Here is a 22,750-nt window from a genome sequence, read left to right on the forward strand (position 1 = left end):
TGCGTATTCAGGTGTTCAGCTCATGCGGAGGTAGCCTTACCGCGCTTTTCTTGGTGGTAGGTCGCATATTCGCGAAGTGCGGCGGCGAAATAGGAGTACATGCCGCTGTATACTTCCGGGTCGTGCTCTATCATGCGGCGCATCAATCCCCATGCGGTTTCCACGTCTTCGTCGTGGTCGTCTATCAGTAGCGCCGGTGTCACCTTGTCATAGAATGTGAATTCGCGGCCGAACCATTCTTCATCAAACCATTTCGCGCCCGCGTATTTGATGAAGCATTCGCCCATGAAGCAGATGAACGCGTCGACCTTGTCGGCGTTCTCCGGCGCCATGGCGGTTGCCATATCGGGGAACAGTGCGGCGACGAGGGGGTCTATCCGCTTGACCTCGGGCGAGCCCTCGGGCCACGGCTGTGCCGGAAGCTGTTGCAGTCCAGCATATTCCATGAACTTGCGGGCTTGCGCCGCGCGGCGTTCGGGGTCGACCCATTTGCCCCATGCGGTCTGCTCCACGTGGAAGTCCAGGTTCAATTGTTCGTCGTTGCCCACTGTCGGTGTCCCCGTTCCTGTGCTGGTCGGTGTGGATATCGCCGTTTCAGGGTAGGGGCAGCGGTCCCCGGTGAGTCGCCGGTGTGAGGGGGACTCACCGGGGGTCTGCCGTTCCCGCGCTGGTCACTCGTGGGCCTACCGGCGCACTGCGCCTCAGTGGTGCCGGTACCGAGTCCGCAGCGGGACGTTTCGGGGGTGGCGGGTTCATCGGGTGCTGGTGGTGTAGGCGGTCGTGCCTGGCATGAGGCCGGTGGGCAGCAGGATCGGGCAGGCGCGCGAGATGGCCTTGTAGGTGACGCCGAGATGGTTGAGGTCGGGGGCGATGATGACGGCGGCTCCGGTTTGGGCGGCGGTGCCGACGATGAGCGCGGTGGGCATGTAGGTGTCGGCGTCGATGCTCAGGATGCCCGCCAAGCGGTATTCGTAGCGTTTCGCCAGGCGTTCGATGGCGGTCTGGGCGGCTAGTATCTGATCGGTCATACCGAGGTGCAGCAGGCCGATAGCATTGCGGGACATCGGTTTTCACACTCCTCGAAGAACCGGTGATGTCGAATGTTGGGGGGTGGAATCCCTCGTAGACCGGGTTCCCGACCGGCGTTTCCTCGCAGGAGGCGAGGCTGGTGCGCGGTCGGGAAGGGTTCCCCCGAGCGTGGTCCGCGAGGGATTCCGGGTTCCCCGCACGCTGCCCCGTGGCATACGTCGACGGATGCCGTTGGGACTGTCGTGCGGGGAGGTCACTGCGGGTGGGGCTCCCACTCGTTGGCGTAGCAGACCTCGATTAGCTGTGCGAGTTGCCCACAGTCACCCGGTGTGGTGCCGTCGCCGGGTGTGCAGTCGGCGTGATGGCGGATGAGTTCCTGGACAAACGCGCGGTAGCTCGATGTGAGGTTGTTCAACCGGCCGTGTCCGCTCACCGGTACCGCCTCGGGTCCGGGACCATGTGACCCGCATAGATCAACACGTTCTGCGCGGATTCCTTTTTCGGACAGTCGATTACGCTGCACTCTCGATGTTCCTGCATGGCGGTGTGCGCTTCAGCGACGGTGAACGCACGTGTCGGCGCACGATGCGGTGAGGCCATCGACGGAACGTAGGTGTCGGTGTTCGGCCAGAAGATCATGACCACGATCACCACGAGGGGGACCGCGATCACCAGTGCCAATCCGGCTTGCGCGCCGTTCATCTGGGCACCTGCGATTCCCGCCCCGGCGGAATCATCCGCCCGGCGCGTATCAGGATATCCCGGGCGGCGTGCTTGCGTGGGCACACGTCCGCGCTGCACTCACGGTGTCGTTGCATCTGCCGGTGGGCCTCGGTGACCGTGAACGGCTGTTCCGGGGCCGCGTGGAGTGCCGCCGCGTACCGCTGCGGGTCGAGTACCGGTACGCCGCCCTTGTCCGGGTTCAACCACGAAAACCCCACGCTCACCGCCGCTTTCGCGGTCGCGGCATGGGCATACGCCCCGCACCGACCAGCACGTCACGCGCGGACTCCTTGCGCGGGTAATCGACCACTCGACAATCTCTGTGCCGCTGCATCGTTGTGTAAGCCTGCTCGACGGTCATCGGCCACGCCGGGGGCGCGTAGTCCCGGCTCCTCAAATCGACTTGTCGCATGTGTCACCCCTGCTATCTGCTGCTATCTGGATGGCAACCCCGCGCCGGGGCCGGACGGGGGGACGACAGGAACATCCCGGCGGGGGTGCCGGTAAGCAGCGTCACCGACCAAACGGCCGAAACTGTTCCGCTATGGAACACTGTTGATGTGAGCGACTTCCAACCACAACCGGAGACTGACCGGTATGTCGGTCAGCAAGTGCGTCTCATCCGGGCGCGTCGGGGAATTTCACAGCAAGTGCTGGCCGATCGCGTCGGAGTATCTCGATCGGTCATCGCGAAATACGAAACGGGGCTACGCCCGGTCGATTCGCGCAAGATGCTGCTAGCGCTGGCGGGTGCGCTGGGTGTCGACCTGGGTGACCTGACCGGGCACGAGCAAGACAAGCTGGACCCGACCACGGCGGCGTTCCACGCGGCGGTCCCGAGCATCGAAACCGTGTTGTGGGCACGTGGCGACATCACCGACACTGCGCCCCCGCGCGGACTCGATGAACTCGCGGCACTGACCGCAACAGCTACCAAGCTCCGCAACGACTGTGATTACGCGGCGCTCGGACCGATGCTCGCGCCCATGCTCACCGATGCGTATATGCATGTGCGGCAGAGCAATTCGGACTACGCGTGGGATGTGCTCGGCACGGTGACTTATGGTGTCGCCTCCGCTCTCCGTGCGCGGGGATACTATGCGCTCGCTTGGACCGCAGCGCAGGAATCCGAGCGCGCCGCCCTCCGGGTAGGAACACCCGCGTTGATGGCCGCTGCGGCGTTCTCTCAGGGGCAAATTCTCCTGTCACGCCCCGGTGCGCTGCCTGCCGCACTCTCGACCACGGTCGACATGGCCGAGAGACTTGCCGCCGACGTGCGGACGGTCGGCGAGATCGAGACATACGGAATGCTGCATCTACAGGGTTCGATCGTCGCGGCCACGATGGGCACCGACCCGGAACCATTTCTAGCGGAGGCAGCCGAGCAGGCGGGCAGGCTCAGCAGCGCCGCACCGCATACCGGGTCCACTGCTCGAAACGAGTCGTTCGGCGTCGCCAACGTCGCGCTGTGGCGGATGTCGGCAGCGGTCGAGCGCCACGAACCGGGCGAAGTGCTGACACTCGCCCCTGGATTGACGCCGGACGAACTGCCGAACGAGGGCAGACGTGCTCAGTATTTCGTAGAAATCGGCCGTGCCTACGCGATGCAGAAGAATTACAGAGATTCCCTGTACGCCTTACTTCGCGCTGAACACGCGGCACCGCAGCACGTCCGCAAAATGGTTCAGGTGCGCGAATTGGTCGGCCATATGATGCGCTCGGCCCGGCGCGATTTGAGGACGGGCGACCTCGGTAAGCTCGCGCAGCGTGTCGGAGTCGTGCCGAATTAACGGAGGCCTACCCGACCGAGCGGCAGAACGGCTAGATAATCCGCCGTACTTCTTGAGGCATTGACTCGTGCACACGCCACAGTAGGCTCGACTGCACGGTTTCAAGGTTTCGCCGACCGACCGCGATTGCGACACTTGAAAAATTCGCTATACATCCTTCGACGCGAGTCTTTCTGATTCGCTAGGCAACTTGGATCGATCTACTTGTCAAGCGACACGCCGCAATGAAGTTGCCCGGGTTTCGGACACCGCAAATCTTCGGGCACCGATGAGAAGTGTCGGGAACTATCAAGGTCGAAATCGAACTGATGCCGGTCAGCATTGATGCAAGCGGTTGCGCCTCAAAGATTTAGTGATAATTATCACTGCGCCGGTGTTGCGACGGCGGTGCTGAGTAGCGCTCTAGCAAATGCGGATATTGACCATTTCGCGGCGTATGTGCTGCTCAGCTCCGGTAGGGCAAATGACCGCTAATTGTGGTACCTCAGTTTGCGTGATGTAAGCGAGTGATGTATGCGGGCAGCGGTACCGCAAACTGCATACCCTGGCGCGCTTGACCTGCCGTAAGGGGTCGGCACACTGGATGGTGCAGCTTTGCTCGATGGCCGCTCGGTCGCTTTCCCGGATTTCGTTTCCCACAGCGGGTGGGGATTCGGGATCGGGGACCGGGGATCGGCTGTGATGCTCGGTTCGGGTGTCGCGCCGGGAGGCCGTGACATGATGGAAGATTCGGCGAACGGAGGTGATGTCAGTGTCGGGAACCGGTTGACGGCCACGGTGTTCGGGTGGCTGCCCCCTCGCGCCAACGAGGGGACAGCCTGAATGAAACGCAGCACGCAACGCATAAGGGATTGCAGCCCAGCTTCGCGTGATTCACCCGCCTCCCATTCGCGTGCAGAAACGGAGTTCTGCCATGTCCAGAGTAGTCCATTCCCCCCATTTGTACGCCTTTCGGTTACAAGTCACACCGGGCGGGGGGAGTGTCGCCGGTGGTCCCCCCGCTCGGGGGGTTCGTGTCGGTCGGGGTCTGTCCGGGGGGCGTGATCCGCCGCGTCGGTGCTGGTCAACACCTGTTCTCGGGTGTCGGCGCGTGGCGTGACACCCGCCTCGGTCCGCTGTTGGTGCGGGCCGTGTCACCGCGGAATCATCCGCCGAATCTGATGAAAGTTGTGATACCCGATGTCTACTGCCGACAACAACGACGACATTGCCGCTTTCCGCCGGAATATCCGGTTTCCCACCGGGTTCCTGGTGTTCTTCCCGCTGGGGGTGTTCCTGGCGGGGCCGGTGGTGCCCAAGCGCCCGTACAGCAGTGATCCGAAGGCGGTTCTGCCGCAGTCTCGCGACGAGAAGACGGGAAAGCTGTTGTGGACGTGCGCGGTGACCGATCCGGTGGCGGCGGCGCAGAATGCCCGACGAGGCACTTTCGACGTGGTGTTCATCTCCGATACCGAGCCCAAGCCCCCGGTGGAGGAGTACGGAGCCAAGGTCGAGCTGGAAGGCGTGGAGGTCGCGCCGCGTCTGGGCGGCAACGGCGAATTCCGCTTCATCTTCTACGCCGTGTTCGCCACGGGATTCGGTTCGGCACCCGCCGGGCGAAGCCCGAAAGCGGCATGACCGGTCTCCGGTAGTCCGACGAGAACGACAAGGGGGTCGAGCATCCGGACCGGTCACACCGACTCCGGGGTTCGGCCCCCTTCCGGCATACGGAGGTTTATTCACATGTGCTGCGGCACAACATATTTCGATACGGAACAAGTTCCGATCCGGGAAGGGATGCGGTGATGGTCAAATCCGCTGAATACGAGAAGCCCCCAGCGGGGGCGGGTGATCTGTGGGACCAGTTGGGCTGGGTACTGCTCAAACTGTTCGTGGGCGCGGTCTACGCGGCGGTGCTGTTGGCGTGGTGGGCGGCACTGTTCCCGATGCTGTCGCTACCGATCGCCGCTGTGGTCGCGGTGTGGTTGTGGCAGGGGTGGCCCTACGGTGCGGCTGCCGCAGTGGCGGTGGTGTCGGGCTGGGCGGTCTGGTGGGCCTGGTGGCCCAAGACTTGGCGGCGTTGGGTGTGGGGCCGGATGCGGTCGCGGTTCCTGTCCTGGTGGCGGTACCGGTCGGGGTGGAAGAAACTGACCGCGATACACGGGCTGACCAAGGTCCTCAACGACGCCGTACTGACCCCGGCGTTGGTCAAGATCGACATCGGGGATGTGGCCGATGAACTGTTGGTCAAGTTGTGTGGCGGTCAAACGGTGCAGGACTGGGCACGCCAGACCGACGCCCTACGCCACGCCTTCAAGGCCGTTGGGGTTCGCGTGCGACACGTCCAGTCGGGGTACGTGCGGCTCGAGGTCATCCACAAGGACATCCTGACCGAGGCGATACCGCTGCCCCGCATCGCCTCCACCCGCTGTGACTTGAATGCGCTGACTATCGGGATGACCGAGATGGGGCAGCCCTGGCGGATTCGGCTGCTCGGCAATCAGGTGCTCGTCGCGGGCATGATGGGCTCGGGCAAGGGATCGGTGGTGTGGTCGCTGATCGCCGCTCTCGGACCCGCCATCCGCGACGGGAGCGTGGTGTTGTGGGTGATCGACCCCAAGGGCGGAGCCGAATTCGGTTATGCCCGAAGGTGGTTCGCGCGCTTCGCCTTCGACAACGGAGCGCAAGCACTCGCCATTCTCAAGGACGCGGCCGAGCTGGTCCAGGCGCGCGGCGTACTGCACATGGACCGGTTGCAACGCCACCTCACGCCCACCCCGGCCGAACCGTTGGTGTTGGTCGTGATCGACGAGGCGGCGTCGCTGACCGCGTACTACTCCGATCGCAAGATCAAGGACGCGATCTCGCGGTACCTGGGTATCGTGCTCACCCAGTCCCGCGCCATGGCTATGCCGGTCGTGGGCTGCGTGCAGGACGTACGCAAGGAAGTGATGGACCTGCGACAGCTCTACTCCTACCGGATCGGGCTGCGGCTCAGCGAGTCCACGGAGCCGACCATGCTGTTCGGGCTGACCGGGCGTGAGCGGGGCGCGTTGTGCGACGAGATACCCGAGACCACACCCGGTGTCGGCTATGTCGAGCACGAGACCTCGACCGATATCGGGCGGGTCCGCGCGTTCTGGGTGACCGACGACGATATCCAATGGATCATCGACACCTACCCGCCCGCGCCACGCGGTGACGGCCTCGACGGCTCGGGTAAGCCGCTGATCGACTGACCGACCCCACCACGGGATTTCTGTACCCTGGTCTGTAGCTAGCTCGAACACCCCGACGCGAACAGCGTCCCTCGAACGGCGAATCTCTCGACGCGAATCGGCGTCCCCGTATCTCTGATTTCTTCGACGCGAATCGGCGTCCCCTCTTCCTCTGGCTCCTCGACGCATATCGGCGTCCCTCGTGTCCGTCGTACCGGCGACGGCGCTACGCCTTTGAATTCTGTTCCGGGACTTGCAGTTTCGAACAATCCGCGCGGCATCGGATCACCCTGCGACCCTCCTTCTTGTCGGTGGTGTCCGGTGGTTCGGTGCCGCGTATCCGATTCCGGGACAGAGGTATTCGATGCAAACCGACCTACTCGACCAACCGGCCGAACCCACCGAATCCAGCGATCGTGACGGGTCGCGGGTCGTGCGGGGGCCGTCCATGCTCGACATCGCCGTATCGGCGGCCGACCGTCACGGGGTGTGCCTGCATCCGGTGGTGCTCGAGCAGACCGACACCACCAACGGCCGCACCAAGTTGGTTCCGGTGCCGTGCGGGGCCACCCTCGAATCACGATGCGGCCCGTGTGCCCGTAAGGCTCGCGCTCTGCGCAAGGCCCAGTGCCGGGAAGGCTGGCACGCCACCACCGAACCCGTGAAGGCCCGCGCACGCCCGACCTACGACCAGGAAGGCTTGATCGGCTACCGCGCCGACATCCTCACCGCCCTCGAGGCCGCGCGGGAAAGCGACGCCGCCGAGGTCGCTGAACTCGACGCCGAACTACGTTGGATAGACGAACAATTGACCGCCCTCGGGATGCGCGGCAAGGCAGCCTCGGACTGCGCGGGCGGCGGGGCCGATACCGACGCCGAGACTTCGGCAACCGACTCGGCGGCACAGACCACGCCGCGTAAGCGCTCGACCCGGCGTCGCCAGGACGCTCCGGACCTGCCTCGGCTGCCGGTGGCCGATCGCACCATCGGCCGTGAGGTGGACGGTGTGTATTCCTCGATGTTCGTCACCCTGACCATGCCCAGCTACGGCAAGGTCCGCGACGACGGCACCGCGCGTGACCCGAACAGCTACGACTACCGGTCGGCGGCGTGGGACGCGATCACCTGCGCGCGCCTGTTCTCCCGCTGGATACAGAACCTGCGCCGGGTGGTCGGCTGGAACGTTCAGTACTTCGCGGTGGTCGAACCCCAGAAACGCGGCGCACCGCACCTGCATATCGCGCTACGCGGCGCGATTCCGTGGGAAACGATCATCCGTGTTACTGAGGCCACCTATCACCAGGTGTGGTGGCCCGTGCTCGGGGACATGCGCTATCCCGGCAAGCAAGTGCCGGTGTGGGACGACCAGACCGGCGGGTTCCTCGATCCGGTGAGCCGGGAACCGCTGACCGACTGGGAAACCGCCCTCGACGCCATCGGACCCACCGGCCAACCCGCCCACAAAGCAGCGTTCGGGCCGCGTATCGACGTCCAAACCATCGGCTCCGGCAGCGAGGACGCCCGCCAAGCCATCGGCTACCTGTGCAAATACCTCACCAAATCGGTCAGCGAAGTCCTCGAGGCACGCACCGCGCGCCAACACGACCACTACGACCGCTTACACGCCGCGTTGTGCGCGACACCCTGTAATCCGCGGTGCGGTATCTGGCTGCTCTACGGCATCGTCCCCCAAGGCGCCACCGCCAAAACCGTGCCCGGCGTCTGCAAAGCCCGCGCCCACCGCCGCGAAACCCTCGCCCTACCCGGCAACCGAGTCCTGACCTCCGAACAATGGACCGGCAAAACCCTCGGCGACCACAAAGCCGACCGGCTCGAATTCGTCCGCCGGACACTGGCGGCGGTCGGCATCGACAAACCCCCGGCCGACCCCCGCCGCTACACCTGGACACCCCTCGGTGCGGGCACACGCAAACCATCGCGGACCAAACTCCTGCTCGCGGGCATCGCCGAACGTGCCACATGGCGCACCGAATACGAACACGCCCTGCGCGCCGCCGAACCACCCGGACCACCCGACCCACCGGACAGCAAGCCGGAAACGCATACGTGTTCGGCAATCACAAGTCAGCCAACCGACAGCAACAATTTTGATCTTGACCGGAACGGAGCAGGGCATGTCTGATGAGCCGGCATCGACAACAGGGGTTCGGCGGTGGGCGACAACCAAGGTTGCCGCCGCGCATATCAGCGTGAACCCGGAAGTGCTGCGGCGCTGGAACCGCAACCGTGCACAGTACCCGTGGCTACCCAAGCCCAAGCGGGTCGGAAAGGATTTCAGATGGGATCTCAACGCCCTCGACGCGGCCCTCGAGGCACGCGAGTAGGACTAGCTCAGCTACGCCGGGGGCGTCTATGAGAAGTGGTCGACCGGCGCGGCCGATCGGGGTACCTGGTGCCCCGATGCTGACCATGCTTTCCGATGGTCATTGGGAGGCACGGATTCTCGTCCGCGACGCGTCGGGGAAACGCAGAGACATACGCCGAGTCTCGCCGGTAAAACTCGACGCGCGGGGCCGCAAAGTGCCCGACCGCAACGGGTCTCGTGCCTTGGACGCCGTTCTGGCGGTCGCGACGACCATTCGTGTCGACCTGGGCGGGGAACTATCGGAGAGCACCACCGTTCGGCAACTGTGGACGCTGTATCGCGCATTCCTGGTGGAACAGGACCGCGCGGGTAGCACCTTGGAGCGCTACGACCTTATCGCGGAGCTGTTCAACACCGCCTTCGGGGAGCGGCAGCTATTGGAGGTCACTACTTCGGCGGTAGAGGCGTTCCTTATGCAGGTCGGACAGGCCAAAGGACCGGGCTCGATGCGGACCGGTCGAAACGTTCTCTCGGGCATGTTCCGCTACGCCGTGCGCAAAGACGCACTCACGGTCAACCCGGTTCGTGAATCCACGCTGGCTAAGAACGTCCAGGCCAAGGGCCGTACCGGCGGCGCGCGTGACATCACCGTGGATGAGCTGCGATTCATCCTGTCGGCGGTGCGAACCTCGCAGGTACCGTGTCCGCGCAAGCTGTCTCGCGCCGAGCGGAGCCGGGACAAACCCGTGAAGGCATACACCCCGCCCACCGTGGCGGACTACTGCGAAAGCGCCGACCTGGCCGACGTGATCACGCTCTACGCCGCGACCGGTCTGCGGCGCAGTCAGGTTCTCGGCGTGCTCTGGACCGATATCGACCTCGAGGCGCGCACCCTGCGCGGTACCGGCAAGGTCGTGCGGGTCAAGGGTGAGGGCCTGGTGCGCGTCGACAAGGACGACGACCCCAAGAACCGGCGCGGAACCATCGCCCTGCCCGACTTCGCCGTCGAGATGTTGAAACGACGCAAAGCAACCCTGGCGGCGCGCAAGCTCGCCTCCCCACCTGATCCCGACGCGCCACCGGTACTGGATCTCGTGTTCCCTTCGGCAGTGTGGACGCTGCGCGATCCCCAAAACGTCGGCCACGAATGGCAGCGCGTTCGAGAAGCCCTCGGCATGGCCGAGGACATCACCGCACACAGCTTCCGTCATGCCGTCGCCACGATTCTCGATGACGCGGGCCTGTCCGCACGCATCACCGCTGATGTGCTCGGCCACTCCGATCCGGCCATGACCCAACGCGTCTACATGGCACGTGGGCGAACCCACCATGCGGCAGCGGAAGCACTCGAACGCGCGATCAATGGAACAGGGAATTAGTTGGGACTTAGTTGGAGGATCGGCCGATTCCGGTTCAGTTCAGAAGGTCAGAAAGACCCTCTGAACTGGGTAAACGGAGCCGCCTGGGGGAATCGAACCCCGGTACGGATCGCCGGAAATGCGCAGGTCAATCAGCCAACGCGTCGACATCGCCGCTGTTCAACCGCTTTTCAGGACGATTCATGACATTACGAAGCTCAACAGTACCATCCGGGTGATGACCCAGTCATCATGCGCCGACCTGGCCTTTCGCGGAACCGGTGATGACGGCGTCATCACACAACCGGCACTCGCGAGGTTGCCGCAGACCCGCCACCGCGGCGGCTCGCAGGCAGGTCAGGGGTCGATCCGGAAGCCCATCACCGCCTGCGCGAATTCGAGGACGCGGACCTGGGTCATTTCCGGCCGACCGCGAATGCACGCTCCCCACACGTGGGTGGCACCCCGCAGCGCGGCGAACATCTACTCGGGCGGGAGACAGACACGCCAGCTACCGAAGAGACACAGCACCTTAACTTTCTTCCTGATATTATCGACGCCATGATTAAGGAGCACGTGGAGCGGGTGCGATCGGCGTTGTCCGACCTGTGCGAGCCGCTCCACGACACCTTTGCCTGGGCTGAGCAGATCCGCCGTTCGCGCCTGCCCGAGCTCGCGGATGCTGATCTCTATGGCTGGCACGCGACTCACACGATTCGCGCGCTCGCCCATCATAAGTTGCACCAAGCAAGAGTCGGCTCGCTCGGTGCATGGAAGTTGGCAGGCCGACACTCACAGAACGGCGCCCTGTGGCTGAGCGACGGTAACTATCGAGTTCACCTGCTGCACGCGCACGCAGACGACTACATCCCCCCTCCCGGCACCAACGAGGCTCGCCAGGCGTATTTCAGCAACCCGCCGTTGCCGCCCCAACTCCCGCTCAGCGGAGAAGCGAACGACCGCTTGCTCGGCGTGTGGCGGATAGATCGAGAGTCAGCGACACCCACTTTCCGGATCGTTCGTACGATCGGTCCGTGGAGGTGGGGAGAACGGGCCAAGGTCGATCTCGAGTTCGTGCTCCCCGAAACTGCTCAGGAGTTGTCCGATCTCGAGTTCCAGCCGACTGATGAGGGCTTGGATCTTTGGATTCCCGAAGCGGAAGAGGAAGGTGGTGATGATGCTCCCGGCATCTCCGGGTGAGCGGATACGCGCGCTGCGCGAACTGTTCGGGTTCACGCAGCAGCAACTGTCCGGAATGACCGGCCTCGGTCAATCCTGGCTGTCCGAAGTGGAGACTCATTCTCGTGACGCAACCTCAGCCGAACTCAAGATCATCGCAGACTCCACCGGAACCCCGCTGAGCTTTTTCCGGGTCGAGTCGAGCTCGATCCCTCTGGACTCGCTGCGGTTTCGAAAGCTAGCGGGCGCAAGCAGGACCATGACTCGACGGATTCATCGGTGGTACGGCGAGGGATACCGAGTCTCGAATGGCTTGATCACGGAGGGCAGGTACCCGGTTGCCGACCTCCCCTTTGTGACCCAGGAGTCGGTGACCGACGACGAAATCAACCACTTGGCCGATCAAACCAGAGAAGCGCTACGCCTTGCACCTGCCGCACCGATCCCGCATCTCACGCGCGCACTGGAACGTGCCGGCGTCGCCGTGGCCCCTATCGTGCCCCCACAGATCGAGGGCGACGAAGCGCCAGCAGGAGGAGGCCATTTCGGAGCCTCGTACTGGGGCGGCCTCGGCGCCAGCGGCCTGATCGGATTCTTCCCGGGCACGCACGGTGATCGACAGCGATTCACAATCGCACACGAAGTCGGGCACATGGTCTTACATACGTTCCGCCCCCGAGCAAACGACCCGGAGAACGAGGCCAACAAGTTCGCATCTGCCCTACTCGTCCCGCGCTCCCGGGCCGTTGAGATACTTTCTGATGCAACAACTTTGACTGACTACGCGCGGATCAAGGCCACCTGGGGAGTATCCATACAAGCTTTGATCATGAGAGCGGCGGCACTCGAGTTGATCACCGACACTCGAACGAGGTCGTTGTTCGTACAGTTGTCCGCGAAGGGCTGGCGCAAGGAAGAACCGGTCGAGGTAGGCAACGAAAGCCCGCTGCTGCTATGGACACTCCTGAGCCGACGATTCGGAGACCGGCCCTACCGGGCCGCGGCCGAGCCCCTCGCCATCCCTCCCGCAGTGCTGCGATCGTTCATACCGACACCACAGGAGAACTCTGGACGTAAACAACCTGGCGGATCGGTGTACAAGTTCAGCGCCAACTAGGAACCGAACGATTCTTCAATCTGCTGGTCGGCGCACAGATGGCGTGTGGCCGAAATCGTCGGGCCGTGGCTGGGTCTGGGTTCGGCAACCGCGAGGGGCGTCGTGAATGGCCCGTCCTCAGGATCCAGTCCAGCCTCGCATTCGGACTGCCGTATCTGGCCGGCCGCACCCACCCGCCAACCCGGATTCCGGTAACCGAGCACTGGCAGCGGAACCGCCGTCGTCCTCCTCGGCAGCCGCTTATCGGAAACTGAGATCCGCTCGTGCCGGGCAGGTCCTGATTCGGGGGAATTGGAGTCGGTGGCGATGGACACGATCTGGCCGGTGCCTGGCGAGTGCGCGTGAGGTGCGTCAAGTGATCCTCGGCGATCGCGAGATCGCCTGCATCACGGTGATGACCACAATGGACAACCTATATCACAAAGGATGGTTGTTGCGGCACCGTCACAGCAGGGCCTACCTGTACCGGCCGCGCCGCAGGGCTAGCGACTGCGGCCGCTGCCGTCCTGGTGGTGGCCGTAGTCGACACGGGGGTTGCCGTGCCCGTTGCCTCCGTTGCCGTCGTTTAAGATATGTCCACCGGTCCCTGCCGACGGCGGGGCCGCTGCGGCGGGGACAGCAACGAACATCGCCGCCGCGGCGGCGATCGAGGTCGCGGCCACCAACCGCAACGCCGGTCATGAGCTCCGTGAGGTCTGCGTCGTGATCATTGTGGGGCTACTATGCGGGGTTCTCGGGGCGATTGCCGAGGAGTCGGGCGGGCAGGGACGAGCTGTGTTCACGGCCTGCGGGTTCGGCGTGGCGGGCGATTGTCGATTCCCCAACCGATCGCCATCGATGGACGCCCCGTCGGGTAGCGCGTCTGATCGCAAACTTATTACGTACCGAGATAGTAGATCGGTTGACGCGGATGCCGACCCGCCTCAGATAGACTCGGGTGGACGACACGAAAAATATTTGCGGACACGATGATCGGCCGAGGAGGTGCGAATGGGGCACGAGCTGCGTACGCGGCCCGGCCGCGATTCGCGCCCTGAATCGAAGTTCCGCGCGACGACCGGGACCACCGGCGCCGGCGGACGGTCGGGTCCACTCGCGCGGTTGCGCGGGTCGTTACGATTTCGTTACTGTCGTGTCATCGTGGATTTCCTCGTTCGATTGCGGCCTGGTAGCTGGCTGGTGGTGTTGGCGCTGGTGGCCTTGGTGGTCGTTCCCGGTCTGGACTGCCGACTGGCCCAGCAACATGCCCAACACGGCGGTGGCTCGCACGCGGTCGCCGAGCGGGACTCGGGCGCCGTCCACGACGATCTCGCATCGCCGATCATCGACCATTGTGTCGACCACCGCGTGCACTGCGCCTCTCCGGCACTGCCACCGGGGGTCGTCTCGCTGACTGTCGTGGCTTTGCTGCTCGCGGCGGTGACCTCGGTGCTGGTGGCGGCGCCGGGTCCGGCGGTGTCCGCCGGGGGTGTGCGTGGCCCCCCGCGCCCCTCGATGTCCGCTACCGGGCGGACCCTTCTGACTCTGTTCTGCATCGCCCGACGCTGATCGGCCGCGCCCGCGCCGAGGTGTTCTCGGCGGCGGGAATCTGCTGCCCACCCGTCGTGGCGCGCCGTCGAACGCGGACGCCGTTGCAGAGAAGAGACAGCCCCATGAACAATGTCGTGCCCCTGCGCGATCTCGAACCCGCCGGCCGGAAACCGGCAGCACCGCTGACCGCAGACGCACCCCGCGGGCTGGTCGGCAACACCCCGGTGTTGTGGATCGGCCAACCGTTGGCCGGAGTCGGACGCGGCTTCTGGGCCAAGCTCGAAGGCTTCAATCCCGGCGGGATGAAGGACCGTCCCGCGCTGCACATGGTCCGCCGCGCCCGCGAGCGCGGCGAGCTGCGTCCGGGGGCCCGTATCGTCGAATCCAGCAGCGGCACCCTCGGACTCGGACTCGCGCTGGCCGGCATGGTGCATCAGCACCCGGTGACCGTGGTCACCGATCCCGGCCTGGAACCGATCGTGGCCCGGATGCTGGGTGCCTACGGCACCACCGTCGAACTGGTCACCGAGGCACATCCCAGCGGCGGCTGGCAACAGGCACGCCGCGACCGGGTCGCTCGACTGCTGGCCGCCAATCCCGGCGCCTGGTGCCCCGACCAGTACAACAACCCGGACAACGTCGACAGCTACGACGCTCTGGCCCGGGAATTGATCGAGCAATTGGGCACCGTCGATGTCCTGGTATGCGCGGTCGGCACCGGAGGCCACTCCGCCGGGATCGCCCGCGTGCTGCGCCGGTTCAACCCGGAGATGACCCTCATCGGTGTCGACACGATCTCCTCGACGATTTTCGGTCAACCGGCCGGGCCGCGCCTGATGCGCGGGCTGGGGTCGAGCATCTTGCCCGCCAACGTCGACTACGACGCCTTCGACGAGGTGCACTGGGTCGCCCCGGCCGAAGCGGTGTGGGCCGCGCGCACCCTGGCCGCGACCCACCACGCCAGCGGCGGATGGAGCGTCGGCGCGGTGGCGTTGGTCGCTGGCTGGGCCGCGCGGGTCACCTCCGCCGACACACAGATCGCCGCGGTGTTCCCCGACGGACCGCACCGCTACTTCGACACTGTCTACAACGACACCTACTGCGCCCAGCACGGCCTGCTCGACGCCACCCCGCCGGTCGAACCCGACACCATCGCCCACTCGGGGCAGCGGGTGGTGACCCGATGGACGCGCTGCACGACGGTGAGCGCACCCGAGCCGTCCGTGGCCGCGGGGACTCCGTCGTGAGCGTGTACGCCAGATTCGCCGGATTCGATCTGCCCGCCCGGCTGCTGATGATCAACCAGTTCGGCATCAACCTGGGCTTCTACATGCTGATGCCGTATCTGGCCGGCTACCTGGCCGGACCGCTGGGGCTGGCGGCGTGGGCGGTGGGACTGGTGCTGGGCGTGCGCAACTTCTCCCAACAGGGCATGTTCCTGATCGGAGGCACCCTCGCCGACCGGCTCGGCTACAAACCGTTGATCGTGGCGGGGTGTCTGCTGCGGACCGGCGGATTCGCGCTGCTGGTCGTGGCGGACTCGCTGCCCGGTGTCCTGATCGCCTCGGCGGCGACCGGTTTCGCCGGAGCCCTGTTCAATCCCGCGGTGCGCGCGTACCTGGCCGCCGACGCCGGTGAGCGCCGTCTGGAAGCCTTCGCCGTGTTCAACATGTTCTACCAGGCGGGAATACTGGCGGGTCCGCTGGTCGGGCTCGCCTTGATGACGCTGGAGTTCCGGCTCACCGCCGCGGTCGCCGCGGCGGTGTTCGCCGCGCTGACCCTCGCCCAACTACTCGCGCTGCCGCCCCGGCGCGCCGAGGCCCCCGCCGAGGCGACCTCGGTGTTCGAGGACTGGCGCACCGTGGTGTCCAACCGGCGTTTCCTCGGTTTCTCGGTGGCGATGATCGGTTCCTATGTGCTGTCGTTCCAGGTCTATCTGGCCCTGCCGTTGCAGGCGGAGTTCATCGCGGGTGCTCGGTCTCAGATCCTGGTTTCGGGTCTGTTCGTCGTCTCCGGGGTCGTCGCGGTCGCAGGGCAACTGCGGATCACCGCCTTCTTACGAGCCCGGTGGGGTCCGGCCACGAGCCTGGTCGCCGGGATGAGCGTGCTCGCGGCGGCGTTCGTCCCGTTGATCGCGGTGCCCGGCACCGCCCGCTTCGGCACCGCGGCGGCGGTGGGCGCTCTGCTGCTGACCACCACCCTGCTCGCGGTCGGCACCGCCGCGGTGTTCCCGTTCGAGATGGACACCGTCGTGACCCTGTCCGGTGACCGTCTCGTGGCCACCCACTACGGCTTCTACAACACCGTCGTCGGTGTCGGCATCCTCCTCGGCAACCTCGCCACCGGCACCGTCGTGGGCGCGGCCCACGACGCGGGCGCGGACTGGGCGGTCTGGGCGGGTCTGGCCGTCATCGGCCTCGCCTCGACCTGGGCGCTGCGGCGGCTGGCGACCTCCGAGCCGGGCCCGGCCACGGCCGCGTCACCACAATCGCGCACCGCAGGCCACCGGGCGCCCGGTCCCCGCCGACTGTCCGAGGGCGTCTTCCTCGGCGCGGATTTCCCGACCGTACCGATGCCACGACTCGCCGCCCACGACGGAGGACTCGTCGAGCGGACCTCCCCGCCCGGCAGCTGGCCGGTCGCCGGAGGCGATCACCGCCGGTTCCCGGTCGGGCGCCGGTGAGGCCCCGGCGACTTCTCGGGCGGAGACCGGTCGAACGGGTGCTCGGTCGAAGCCCCCCGACAACAGGCGCGACCATCCGCACACATTCCCCTTCGGACAGGACATATGAGATGAACACAGTTCTGCGGCGGCTCGGTTTCACCGTCGCGGTCGCCACGACCGTCACCGTGGCGGCCGGTGGCGTCGCCTCGGCGCATCTGGCGGTCGAGGCGCCCGGCGCGAAACCCGGCTCCTCGAGCGTGCTCACGTTCCGGATCTCCAACGAATCCGAGCACGCCTTCACCACGGCGTTGACCATCGACCTGCCTGGGCTCAAGACTGCCCGCACCGAACCCCTGCCCGGCTGGAACGCCACCGTGACACGCGACCCGTCGACGATGGCGACTTCGGTCACCTGGAATGCCGACACCGACGCCACGGTGGGGCCGGGACAATTCCAACGCTTCGCCCTCTACGCGGGCCCCCTGCCCGCGGTCGACACCATCGCCTTCCGGGCCGTGCAGACCTACAGCGACGGCACGATCGTGACCTGGGACCAGCCCAGCCTCGCCGGGGCACCCGAACCGGAGTACCCGCTGCCGGTGCTGGTGTTGGCAGGGTCCCCGACCGTGGGCGAATCGCACTCCCACAGCAGTGAATCCGCCGCCGCGCCGACCCCGGCGCACGCCGAGCCCGGCGACACCACCCGCCAGCTGGCCATCGCCGGTCTGGCCTTGGGCGTGCTCGCCGTCGCCGCGGCGGTCACGGCCCTGTTCCGCGCCCGGCGCGCATCCCGATAACCGGGGCGGGGGTTGGGGGCCGGGCGGGGCGACGCCTGGGCCCCGATTCCTCCGGACCGGACGGTTCAGGGACCGACGGTGCACACCGCGGTACCGGCCCGCGGCGGCGACGGTGGCCCCCAGGATCTGGGTCGACAAGGCATCGGGGAAGCCGGCGCGGTGCCCGGAGTGGGACAAATGCTTCGACCACCTGCGCCGCGGTGTCGAACTCGTCATCACCCGGCTCTCGCGCCCGTGCCGGTCGGTGCGGCACACGAGCGAACCCGCCGCCCGACTCGACGAGCGCGGTATCGATCTGTCACTGCTCAAGCAGGGCATCGACCACCACCGCCTCCGCCGGACGGTTCCTGTTGCACGGCATACGCCGCTACACCGTCGCGCACATCGCCGAGACCTCCGGCGTCCCTCACAAGACGGTCTACCGCAACCTCGACCGAGACAACGCGGCACGCACACCACCACCATAGTCCACTATTTTCTGGATACAGATTAGGATGTATTGTTTGCGTGTGGAGACCGTAGTGCACCGCGACGCGCTGGCCCGCTTCGGACATGCCCTGTCGGATCCGACCCGGACACAGATCCTGCTGAGCCTGCGCTCCGCGCCGGGATATCCCTCCGACCTCGCCGAGACTATCGGGGTCTCGCGTCAGATCCTGTCCAATCATCTGGCGTGCCTGCGTGGATGCGGGCTGGTGGTCGCGGTCCCCGAAGGCCGCCGTGCCCGCTACGAGTTGGCCGACCCTCGTATCGGGCGTGCGCTCGAGGACCTGCTGGGGCTGGTGCTGGCCGTCGATCCGGCCTGCTGCCCGTCTTCGGAGAGCGAGGTGTGCTGCTGATGGCCTCGCTCGGTATGCCCTCGATGCCGTCGGGCGTCGCGCCGGGCGCGGATCGGCGGGCGTTGCTGGCGCGGCGGATTCGCTGGTTCGTGGCGATCACGATCTCCTACAACGTGATCGAGGCTGTCATCGCCCTGGTCGAGGGCGCACGGGTCTCCTCGACCGCGCTGATCGGTTTCGGCCTGGATTCGATGATCGAGGTGTCCTCGGCGGCTGCGGTGGCCTGGCAGTTCGCCGGGCCCGACCCCGCCGCACGGGAGAAGGTCGCGCTGCGGATCATCGCGTTCTCGTTCTTCGGGCTCGCCGCCTACATCACCCTCGACTCGGTCCGGTCCCTGCTCGGCGCCGAGCAGGCCCGGCATTCGCCGGTAGGGATCGGGTTGGCCGCGGCGAGTCTGGTGATCATGCCGATCCTGTCCGCCGCGCAACGCCGTGCCGGGCGTGAGCTCGGTTCCGCCTCGGCGGTCGCCGATTCCAAGCAGACCTCGCTGTGCACCTACCTCTCGGCGGTGCTGCTGATCGGGTTGCTGGTCAACGGCGTGTTCGGCTGGTCGTGGGCCGATCCGATCACCGCGCTGGTGATCGCTGCGATTGCGGTCAAGGAAGGCCGCAATGCCTGGAAGGGCGATACCTGCTGCCCGACATCGACATCCGCGCTCACTCGGACCGAGCGAGCCCCCCACGACTGCGATTGCTGTGACCGGCCCGGGCATGCGAAAACCTGACACCGCCCGCGTCCGCCTCCCCGCCGGTCCGGCTGGGATACCGCCGGTCCGGCTGGGATAGTTCGTGGGTGGATAGCGGGGCCCTGGTAGCGGCGAGTTTCGTGGCGGGACTGGGGGTCGCGGTGGTGACCGCGCCGGTCGGGGTGTCGGGGGCGGTGTTCCTGCTGCCGGTGCAGATCAGCGTGCTCGGCGTGCCCAGTCCCGCGGTCACTCCCACCAATCTGCTGTTCAACGTCGTGTCCATCCCCGGCGCGCTGGCCCGCTACCGTCGCCGCGCGCCCCTGACCAGCCCGCTGACCCGGCTGCTGCTGGCGGGCACCCTGCCCGGCGTGATCGTCGGCGCGGTCGTGCGGGTGTTCGCGCTGCCGGAGGCGGCCACCTTCAAACTGATCGCGGCCGCGCTGCTGGGACCGCTCGGGATATGGCTGTGCCTGCGCACCGCCGCTCGCGCCCGCGGTGACCGCCCGCGGCCGTCGAGACGGTTCGTCACCGCGACCGCGCTGGTCGTCGGTGTCGTCGGCGGGATCTACGGCATCGGCGGGGGTTCGCTACTCAGCCCGATCCTCGTCGGACGCGGGATTCCGATGGGTGAGGTAGCGCCCGCCGCGCTCACCTCGACCCTGCTCACCTCGGTCGCGGGTGCGGCCACCTACGCGGTGCTCGGGGTCACCACCGGCGGCGCCGATATCGCCCCGGACTGGATCATCGGGATCAGTTGCGGGGCGGGTGGTCTGGTCGGCGGATACCTCGGCGCGCACCTGCAACCGCGCCTGCCCGAACGCGCACTGCGCTACGCCCTCGGCGCGACCGCCGTCACCACCGCCGCGCTCTACACCCTGCAAGCCCTGTGAACCCGGCCCGATCCGGTCGTGGTCTGCACGTCGGCCTCCCGCGCCGGTGACGGTGGTTCCGTCGAGGATTGGTCAGACGATCTTCGGGTACAAACTGTTGCGTGTGGTGACAGTCTGTATCGTTTGAGGTCCAGGTGTGGAGATGGACGCACTGTTGTTGCAGGACATACTATCTCGCGCCGATCCCGCCGACGGCGTCGGCCCGGCGGCCGGTGTGACCGGAAGAAGTGAGGCACCGTGGGGACTGTCTATACCCTCACCGAGGTGGTCAAGCGGTATCGGGTCGCGGGCCGTGAGGTCCGCGCGCTGGACATGGTCAGCCTGACCGTTCGCGAGGGCGATTTCCTCGCGGTGGTGGGTCGTTCGGGCAGTGGTAAGTCCACGCTGCTACGCCTGCTCGCAGGCGTGGAACGCCCGAGCTCGGGAACGATCGTGACCGTGACGGGCGCACCGGTGTCGGACCGGCGCGGTGGTGGCCGGTGTCGGCACAGAGTCGGGTTGGCGTCGCAGGGTGTCGAGCTGCGGCCCAATCTCACGGTGTGCGAGAACGTCGTGATGAACATCCGCGCCGGTGGGAGCGTGGGCGAGCGTGAGGCGTCGGCGCGGTGGTGGCTCGCTCGGCTCGGCATCGCCGAGGAGGCGGACAAGTTGCCGGGGATGTTGTCGGGGGGCCAGCAGCAACGCGCGGCGATCGCTCGGGTGCTGGCCGATGATCCCACCGTCGTGCTCGCCGACGACCCGACTGCCAATCTGGACCCGCACACGGCCGCCGCGGTGCTGGATGTGTTGATGGATCTGAACTACGAGGGCCGCACGATCGTGGTGGCCTCGCACGAACAATCGCTACGCGCGTGTGTCAAGCGCGAGATAACCCTGGATGCGGGGCGGCTCGTGGCCGATCGCGGGGTGGTCCCCGCTCAGGACTGACCCGCCGTGTTCAGGCGTCGGTCAGGATCTGGAGCACCGCGCACGCGACCTCCATGCCGGGTGCGTCGCTGAGCAGCAGCACGTGCTCGCCGGCCCTGACCGCGCCGGTGCGCCACAGGTGTTCCAGTCCTCGGATGTGGTCGACGGGTCCGGCGTGGCCGACGGTGCGGGTGTAGTCGAAGATGCCGCGTTGTTCCTCGATTCCCAAGGGGTCGAGCAGGATCGCGTGGACGGCGTCGCGGTGGAAACCGTCGTGGACGACACGTGTGATGTCGTCCAACCCGATTCCGGCGTCCTTCAATGCCCGTTCCACGGTCTCGATCAGCACCGCGCCCAGATCGGTGAACACGCGCCCGCCGGCGAGTCCTTCACGACGGCTGTAGTCGAGGCGTTCGGCGAAGTTCAGTCGCGCGCCGGTGGTCAGGCCCGGAGGGAAGAGTGGTTCGCCGCCGCGGTGGCGGTATTCGAGTTCGGGGTCGGAGATCGAGTCGATCGAACACACCCGCGCGAACCCACCCCGCTTCGACAACACCACCGCCCCACCACCATCGGCCAACACGAACAACCGCGACGCCCGCCACCGATCCACCGCCGGAGTACCGAAATTATCGGCAGCGGTCAACAACGCCGCCGACCGCGACCGATCAGCCCCCAGGAAACACACCGCCAGATGCAACGCCGAAAAGAACCCGATACACCCGTTACGGATCTCCACCGACGTCACCGGACGATTCACCGTATTACGGTTCACATAATGCTGCGCCGACCACCCGTCCGGACCCTGCGGATGCACATTCGTGTGGAACACCGCGTCCACCTGCGCCGCATCCACCCCCGAACCCGCCAACGCCGCCCGCCCCGCCGCCACCGCCAGATCCGGCGCCGGCACACCACCGGCCACCGTCACCGACACCAAACCCGACTCCCGCGCCGCCCGCTCCTCGAACCACCCCGCGGCCACCGCCTCACCCACCCCCACCACACCCACATCCGCGCAACCCACACCGGCCAGAAAAACATTCTCGACCTTCATCAGGACTCCCCCTTTTCGTTTCGACGGGACCACCCCGGGCGCCGCGCGGTTGCCGCGGCGACGATGGTTCACAGTTGATGCTCGGCCCCGCGTCCGGTACCGGACCCGAACCCGTGGGACGAGTGGATCAGCGGCGTTTGCGCAGCGCGGTCTCGAGCGCGCTGGATTCCTCGGCCGAGGCCGAGCGGACGAAATGCATCAGCGCGCCTTCGGCGTCGCCGGATTCGGCGAGGACCCGACGCAGCGCGCGGGTGGTGGCCTCTTCGCGTGTCAGCGCGGGGCGGTAGTGGTAGGCGCCGTCGTCGAGGCGGCGGTGCACCCACTGCTTGCGATGCAGGTTGTCCAGGACGGTCATGATGGTGGTGTAGGCGGGTCGGCGCAGGTCGGTGGTGCACCGCTCGCGTACTTCGCGCACCCGCATCGGTGCGTTCGCGTGCCAGAGCAGGTTCATGACAACGGCTTCCAGATCGCCGAGCCCGAGCACCCTGCACCTCCTGGGCTGATCGATGTCCGTCGGTCACCCGATTGTGGCGGGCAGCGGGAACGTATTCAAGTGGATCGAGGTCGGTTCTCACAGCGGCGTGGCCGATTCCGGTGGCAAGGACAATGGCGCGCGCGCCTGCTGGTCGGCGGTGGTTCGCGCCTGCTGGTCGGCGGTGGTTCG

The 22,750-nt window shown here is 66.3% G+C and carries 24 protein-coding genes; 18 read left to right on the forward strand and 6 right to left on the reverse strand.

Going from position 1 to position 22,750, the window contains the following annotated elements; all coding sequences use genetic code 11:
- Window positions 1–20: 20 nt before the first annotated feature.
- The 4 genes from APZ21_RS30595 to APZ21_RS30605 all read right to left on the reverse strand — a co-directional run bounded on the left by APZ21_RS30595 (window position 21) and on the right by APZ21_RS30605 (window position 1,731).
- Window positions 21–548, reverse strand: coding sequence for a hypothetical protein (locus tag APZ21_RS30595; RefSeq protein WP_054816758.1), 528 nt, complete (start codon window positions 546–548; stop codon window positions 21–23).
- A 204-nt stretch (window positions 549–752) separates the two neighbouring features.
- Entirely contained in the window at window positions 753–1,064 is a 312-nt protein-coding gene (locus APZ21_RS30600; protein WP_054816759.1) for a hypothetical protein, read from the reverse strand.
- A gap of 218 nt (window positions 1,065–1,282) precedes the next feature.
- A complete protein-coding gene (locus APZ21_RS34530) occupies window positions 1,283–1,462 on the reverse strand; it encodes a hypothetical protein (protein ID WP_156371412.1) in 180 nt (59 codons plus the stop codon).
- Window positions 1,459–1,731 carry a hypothetical protein gene (locus tag APZ21_RS30605; RefSeq protein WP_054816760.1) on the reverse strand — a complete coding sequence of 91 codons (273 nt, stop codon included), beginning with the start codon at window positions 1,729–1,731 and terminating at the stop codon, window positions 1,459–1,461. The genes APZ21_RS34530 and APZ21_RS30605 overlap by 4 nt, the downstream gene beginning before the upstream one ends.
- Before the next feature lie 581 nt (window positions 1,732–2,312).
- On the opposite strand from APZ21_RS30605, the gene APZ21_RS30615 reads away from it, so the two are divergent.
- The 18 genes from APZ21_RS30615 (at window position 2,313) to APZ21_RS30685 (ending at window position 21,053) form a co-directional block, all read left to right on the forward strand.
- Window positions 2,313–3,542, forward strand: coding sequence for a helix-turn-helix domain-containing protein (locus APZ21_RS30615; RefSeq protein ID WP_162240397.1), 1,230 nt, complete (start codon window positions 2,313–2,315; stop codon window positions 3,540–3,542).
- 1,251 nt (window positions 3,543–4,793) lie between these two features.
- The gene (locus APZ21_RS30620) at window positions 4,794–5,159 is read left to right on the forward strand and encodes a hypothetical protein (protein ID WP_156371413.1); all 366 of its coding nucleotides are present in this window, start codon (window positions 4,794–4,796) and stop codon (window positions 5,157–5,159) included.
- Window positions 5,160–5,326: 167 nt separating this feature from the next.
- Complete coding sequence (locus APZ21_RS30625) at window positions 5,327–6,760, forward strand: cell division protein FtsK (RefSeq protein ID WP_156371414.1); 1,434 nt, start codon at window positions 5,327–5,329, stop codon at window positions 6,758–6,760.
- 343 nt (window positions 6,761–7,103) lie between these two features.
- Window positions 7,104–8,882 carry a replication initiator gene (locus APZ21_RS30630; RefSeq protein WP_204249184.1) on the forward strand — a complete coding sequence of 593 codons (1,779 nt, stop codon included), beginning with the start codon at window positions 7,104–7,106 and terminating at the stop codon, window positions 8,880–8,882.
- Window positions 8,875–9,084, forward strand: a complete 210-nt coding sequence (locus APZ21_RS34535) for a hypothetical protein (RefSeq protein WP_156371415.1) — start codon at window positions 8,875–8,877, stop codon at window positions 9,082–9,084. Before APZ21_RS30630 ends, APZ21_RS34535 begins: the two co-directional genes overlap by 8 nt.
- A gap of 85 nt (window positions 9,085–9,169) precedes the next feature.
- A complete protein-coding gene (locus tag APZ21_RS30635) occupies window positions 9,170–10,444 on the forward strand; it encodes a site-specific integrase (RefSeq protein WP_054816781.1) in 1,275 nt (424 codons plus the stop codon).
- 540 nt (window positions 10,445–10,984) lie between these two features.
- The gene (locus APZ21_RS30640) at window positions 10,985–11,623 is read left to right on the forward strand and encodes a hypothetical protein (RefSeq protein ID WP_040703711.1); all 639 of its coding nucleotides are present in this window, start codon (window positions 10,985–10,987) and stop codon (window positions 11,621–11,623) included.
- The gene (locus tag APZ21_RS30645) at window positions 11,598–12,719 is read left to right on the forward strand and encodes a helix-turn-helix domain-containing protein (RefSeq protein WP_204249185.1); all 1,122 of its coding nucleotides are present in this window, start codon (window positions 11,598–11,600) and stop codon (window positions 12,717–12,719) included. Before APZ21_RS30640 ends, APZ21_RS30645 begins: the two co-directional genes overlap by 26 nt.
- 106 nt (window positions 12,720–12,825) lie before the next feature.
- Complete coding sequence (locus tag APZ21_RS33455; RefSeq protein WP_082393577.1) at window positions 12,826–13,425, forward strand: BlaI/MecI/CopY family transcriptional regulator; 600 nt, start codon at window positions 12,826–12,828, stop codon at window positions 13,423–13,425.
- Between the two features lie 434 nt (window positions 13,426–13,859).
- The gene (gene lpqS, locus APZ21_RS30650) at window positions 13,860–14,267 is read left to right on the forward strand and encodes a putative copper homeostasis (lipo)protein LpqS (RefSeq protein ID WP_156371416.1); all 408 of its coding nucleotides are present in this window, start codon (window positions 13,860–13,862) and stop codon (window positions 14,265–14,267) included.
- A gap of 104 nt (window positions 14,268–14,371) precedes the next feature.
- Window positions 14,372–15,496, forward strand: a complete 1,125-nt coding sequence (locus tag APZ21_RS30655) for a PLP-dependent cysteine synthase family protein (RefSeq protein ID WP_040703707.1) — start codon at window positions 14,372–14,374, stop codon at window positions 15,494–15,496.
- On the forward strand, window positions 15,433–16,932 hold the full coding sequence (locus APZ21_RS30660) for an MFS transporter (protein WP_371852318.1): 1,500 nt from the start codon (window positions 15,433–15,435) through the stop codon (window positions 16,930–16,932). Before APZ21_RS30655 ends, APZ21_RS30660 begins: the two co-directional genes overlap by 64 nt.
- 110 nt (window positions 16,933–17,042) lie before the next feature.
- Window positions 17,043–17,711 (forward strand): YcnI family copper-binding membrane protein, encoded by a 669-nt coding sequence (locus APZ21_RS30665; RefSeq protein ID WP_040703705.1) that lies wholly within the window; start codon window positions 17,043–17,045, stop codon window positions 17,709–17,711.
- Between the two features lie 112 nt (window positions 17,712–17,823).
- Complete coding sequence (locus APZ21_RS36520; RefSeq protein ID WP_082393578.1) at window positions 17,824–18,204, forward strand: recombinase family protein; 381 nt, start codon at window positions 17,824–17,826, stop codon at window positions 18,202–18,204.
- A 16-nt stretch (window positions 18,205–18,220) separates the two neighbouring features.
- Window positions 18,221–18,550, forward strand: a complete 330-nt coding sequence (locus APZ21_RS30670; RefSeq protein WP_040703703.1) for an ArsR/SmtB family transcription factor — start codon at window positions 18,221–18,223, stop codon at window positions 18,548–18,550.
- On the forward strand, window positions 18,547–19,275 hold the full coding sequence (locus APZ21_RS30675) for a cation efflux transmembrane domain-containing protein (protein ID WP_040703863.1): 729 nt from the start codon (window positions 18,547–18,549) through the stop codon (window positions 19,273–19,275). The genes APZ21_RS30670 and APZ21_RS30675 overlap by 4 nt, the downstream gene beginning before the upstream one ends.
- A gap of 68 nt (window positions 19,276–19,343) precedes the next feature.
- Window positions 19,344–20,126, forward strand: a complete 783-nt coding sequence (locus APZ21_RS30680) for a sulfite exporter TauE/SafE family protein (RefSeq protein WP_051028844.1) — start codon at window positions 19,344–19,346, stop codon at window positions 20,124–20,126.
- Between the two features lie 237 nt (window positions 20,127–20,363).
- The gene (locus APZ21_RS30685) at window positions 20,364–21,053 is read left to right on the forward strand and encodes an ABC transporter ATP-binding protein (protein ID WP_040703702.1); all 690 of its coding nucleotides are present in this window, start codon (window positions 20,364–20,366) and stop codon (window positions 21,051–21,053) included.
- Window positions 21,054–21,063: 10 nt separating this feature from the next.
- Here APZ21_RS30685 and APZ21_RS30690 read toward each other — a convergent pair whose 3' ends face one another.
- Window positions 21,064–22,086, reverse strand: a complete 1,023-nt coding sequence (locus APZ21_RS30690; RefSeq protein ID WP_054816765.1) for a ketoacyl-ACP synthase III family protein — start codon at window positions 22,084–22,086, stop codon at window positions 21,064–21,066.
- Window positions 22,087–22,213: 127 nt separating this feature from the next.
- On the reverse strand, window positions 22,214–22,570 hold the full coding sequence (locus APZ21_RS30695) for a BlaI/MecI/CopY family transcriptional regulator (protein ID WP_040712012.1): 357 nt from the start codon (window positions 22,568–22,570) through the stop codon (window positions 22,214–22,216).
- Window positions 22,571–22,750 lie beyond the last annotated feature (180 nt).

This window comes from Nocardia arizonensis (assembly GCF_001310275.1).
GTDB lineage: Bacteria > Actinomycetota > Actinomycetes > Mycobacteriales > Mycobacteriaceae > Nocardia > Nocardia arizonensis.

Bases quoted from the DNA above. Each gene is read 5' to 3' on its own strand.
- APZ21_RS30605 (WP_054816760.1), bottom strand. From the start codon at position 1,731: ATGAACGGCGCGCAAGCCGGATTGGCACTGGTGATCGCGGTCCCCCTC.
- APZ21_RS30645 (WP_204249185.1), top strand. From the start codon at position 11,598: ATGATGCTCCCGGCATCTCCGGGTGAGCGGATACGCGCGCTGCGCGAA.
- APZ21_RS30665 (WP_040703705.1), top strand. From the start codon at position 17,043: ATGAACACAGTTCTGCGGCGGCTCGGTTTCACCGTCGCGGTCGCCACG.
- APZ21_RS30630 (WP_204249184.1), top strand. From the start codon at position 7,104: ATGCAAACCGACCTACTCGACCAACCGGCCGAACCCACCGAATCCAGC.
- APZ21_RS33455 (WP_082393577.1), top strand. From the start codon at position 12,826: ATGGCCCGTCCTCAGGATCCAGTCCAGCCTCGCATTCGGACTGCCGTA.
- APZ21_RS34535 (WP_156371415.1), top strand. From the start codon at position 8,875: ATGTCTGATGAGCCGGCATCGACAACAGGGGTTCGGCGGTGGGCGACA.
- APZ21_RS30635 (WP_054816781.1), top strand. From the start codon at position 9,170: ATGCTTTCCGATGGTCATTGGGAGGCACGGATTCTCGTCCGCGACGCG.
- APZ21_RS30660 (WP_371852318.1), top strand. From the start codon at position 15,433: ATGGACGCGCTGCACGACGGTGAGCGCACCCGAGCCGTCCGTGGCCGC.
- APZ21_RS30690 (WP_054816765.1), bottom strand. From the start codon at position 22,086: ATGAAGGTCGAGAATGTTTTTCTGGCCGGTGTGGGTTGCGCGGATGTG.
- APZ21_RS30655 (WP_040703707.1), top strand. From the start codon at position 14,372: ATGAACAATGTCGTGCCCCTGCGCGATCTCGAACCCGCCGGCCGGAAA.
- APZ21_RS30600 (WP_054816759.1), bottom strand. From the start codon at position 1,064: ATGTCCCGCAATGCTATCGGCCTGCTGCACCTCGGTATGACCGATCAG.
- APZ21_RS30640 (WP_040703711.1), top strand. From the start codon at position 10,985: ATGATTAAGGAGCACGTGGAGCGGGTGCGATCGGCGTTGTCCGACCTG.
- APZ21_RS30625 (WP_156371414.1), top strand. From the start codon at position 5,327: ATGGTCAAATCCGCTGAATACGAGAAGCCCCCAGCGGGGGCGGGTGAT.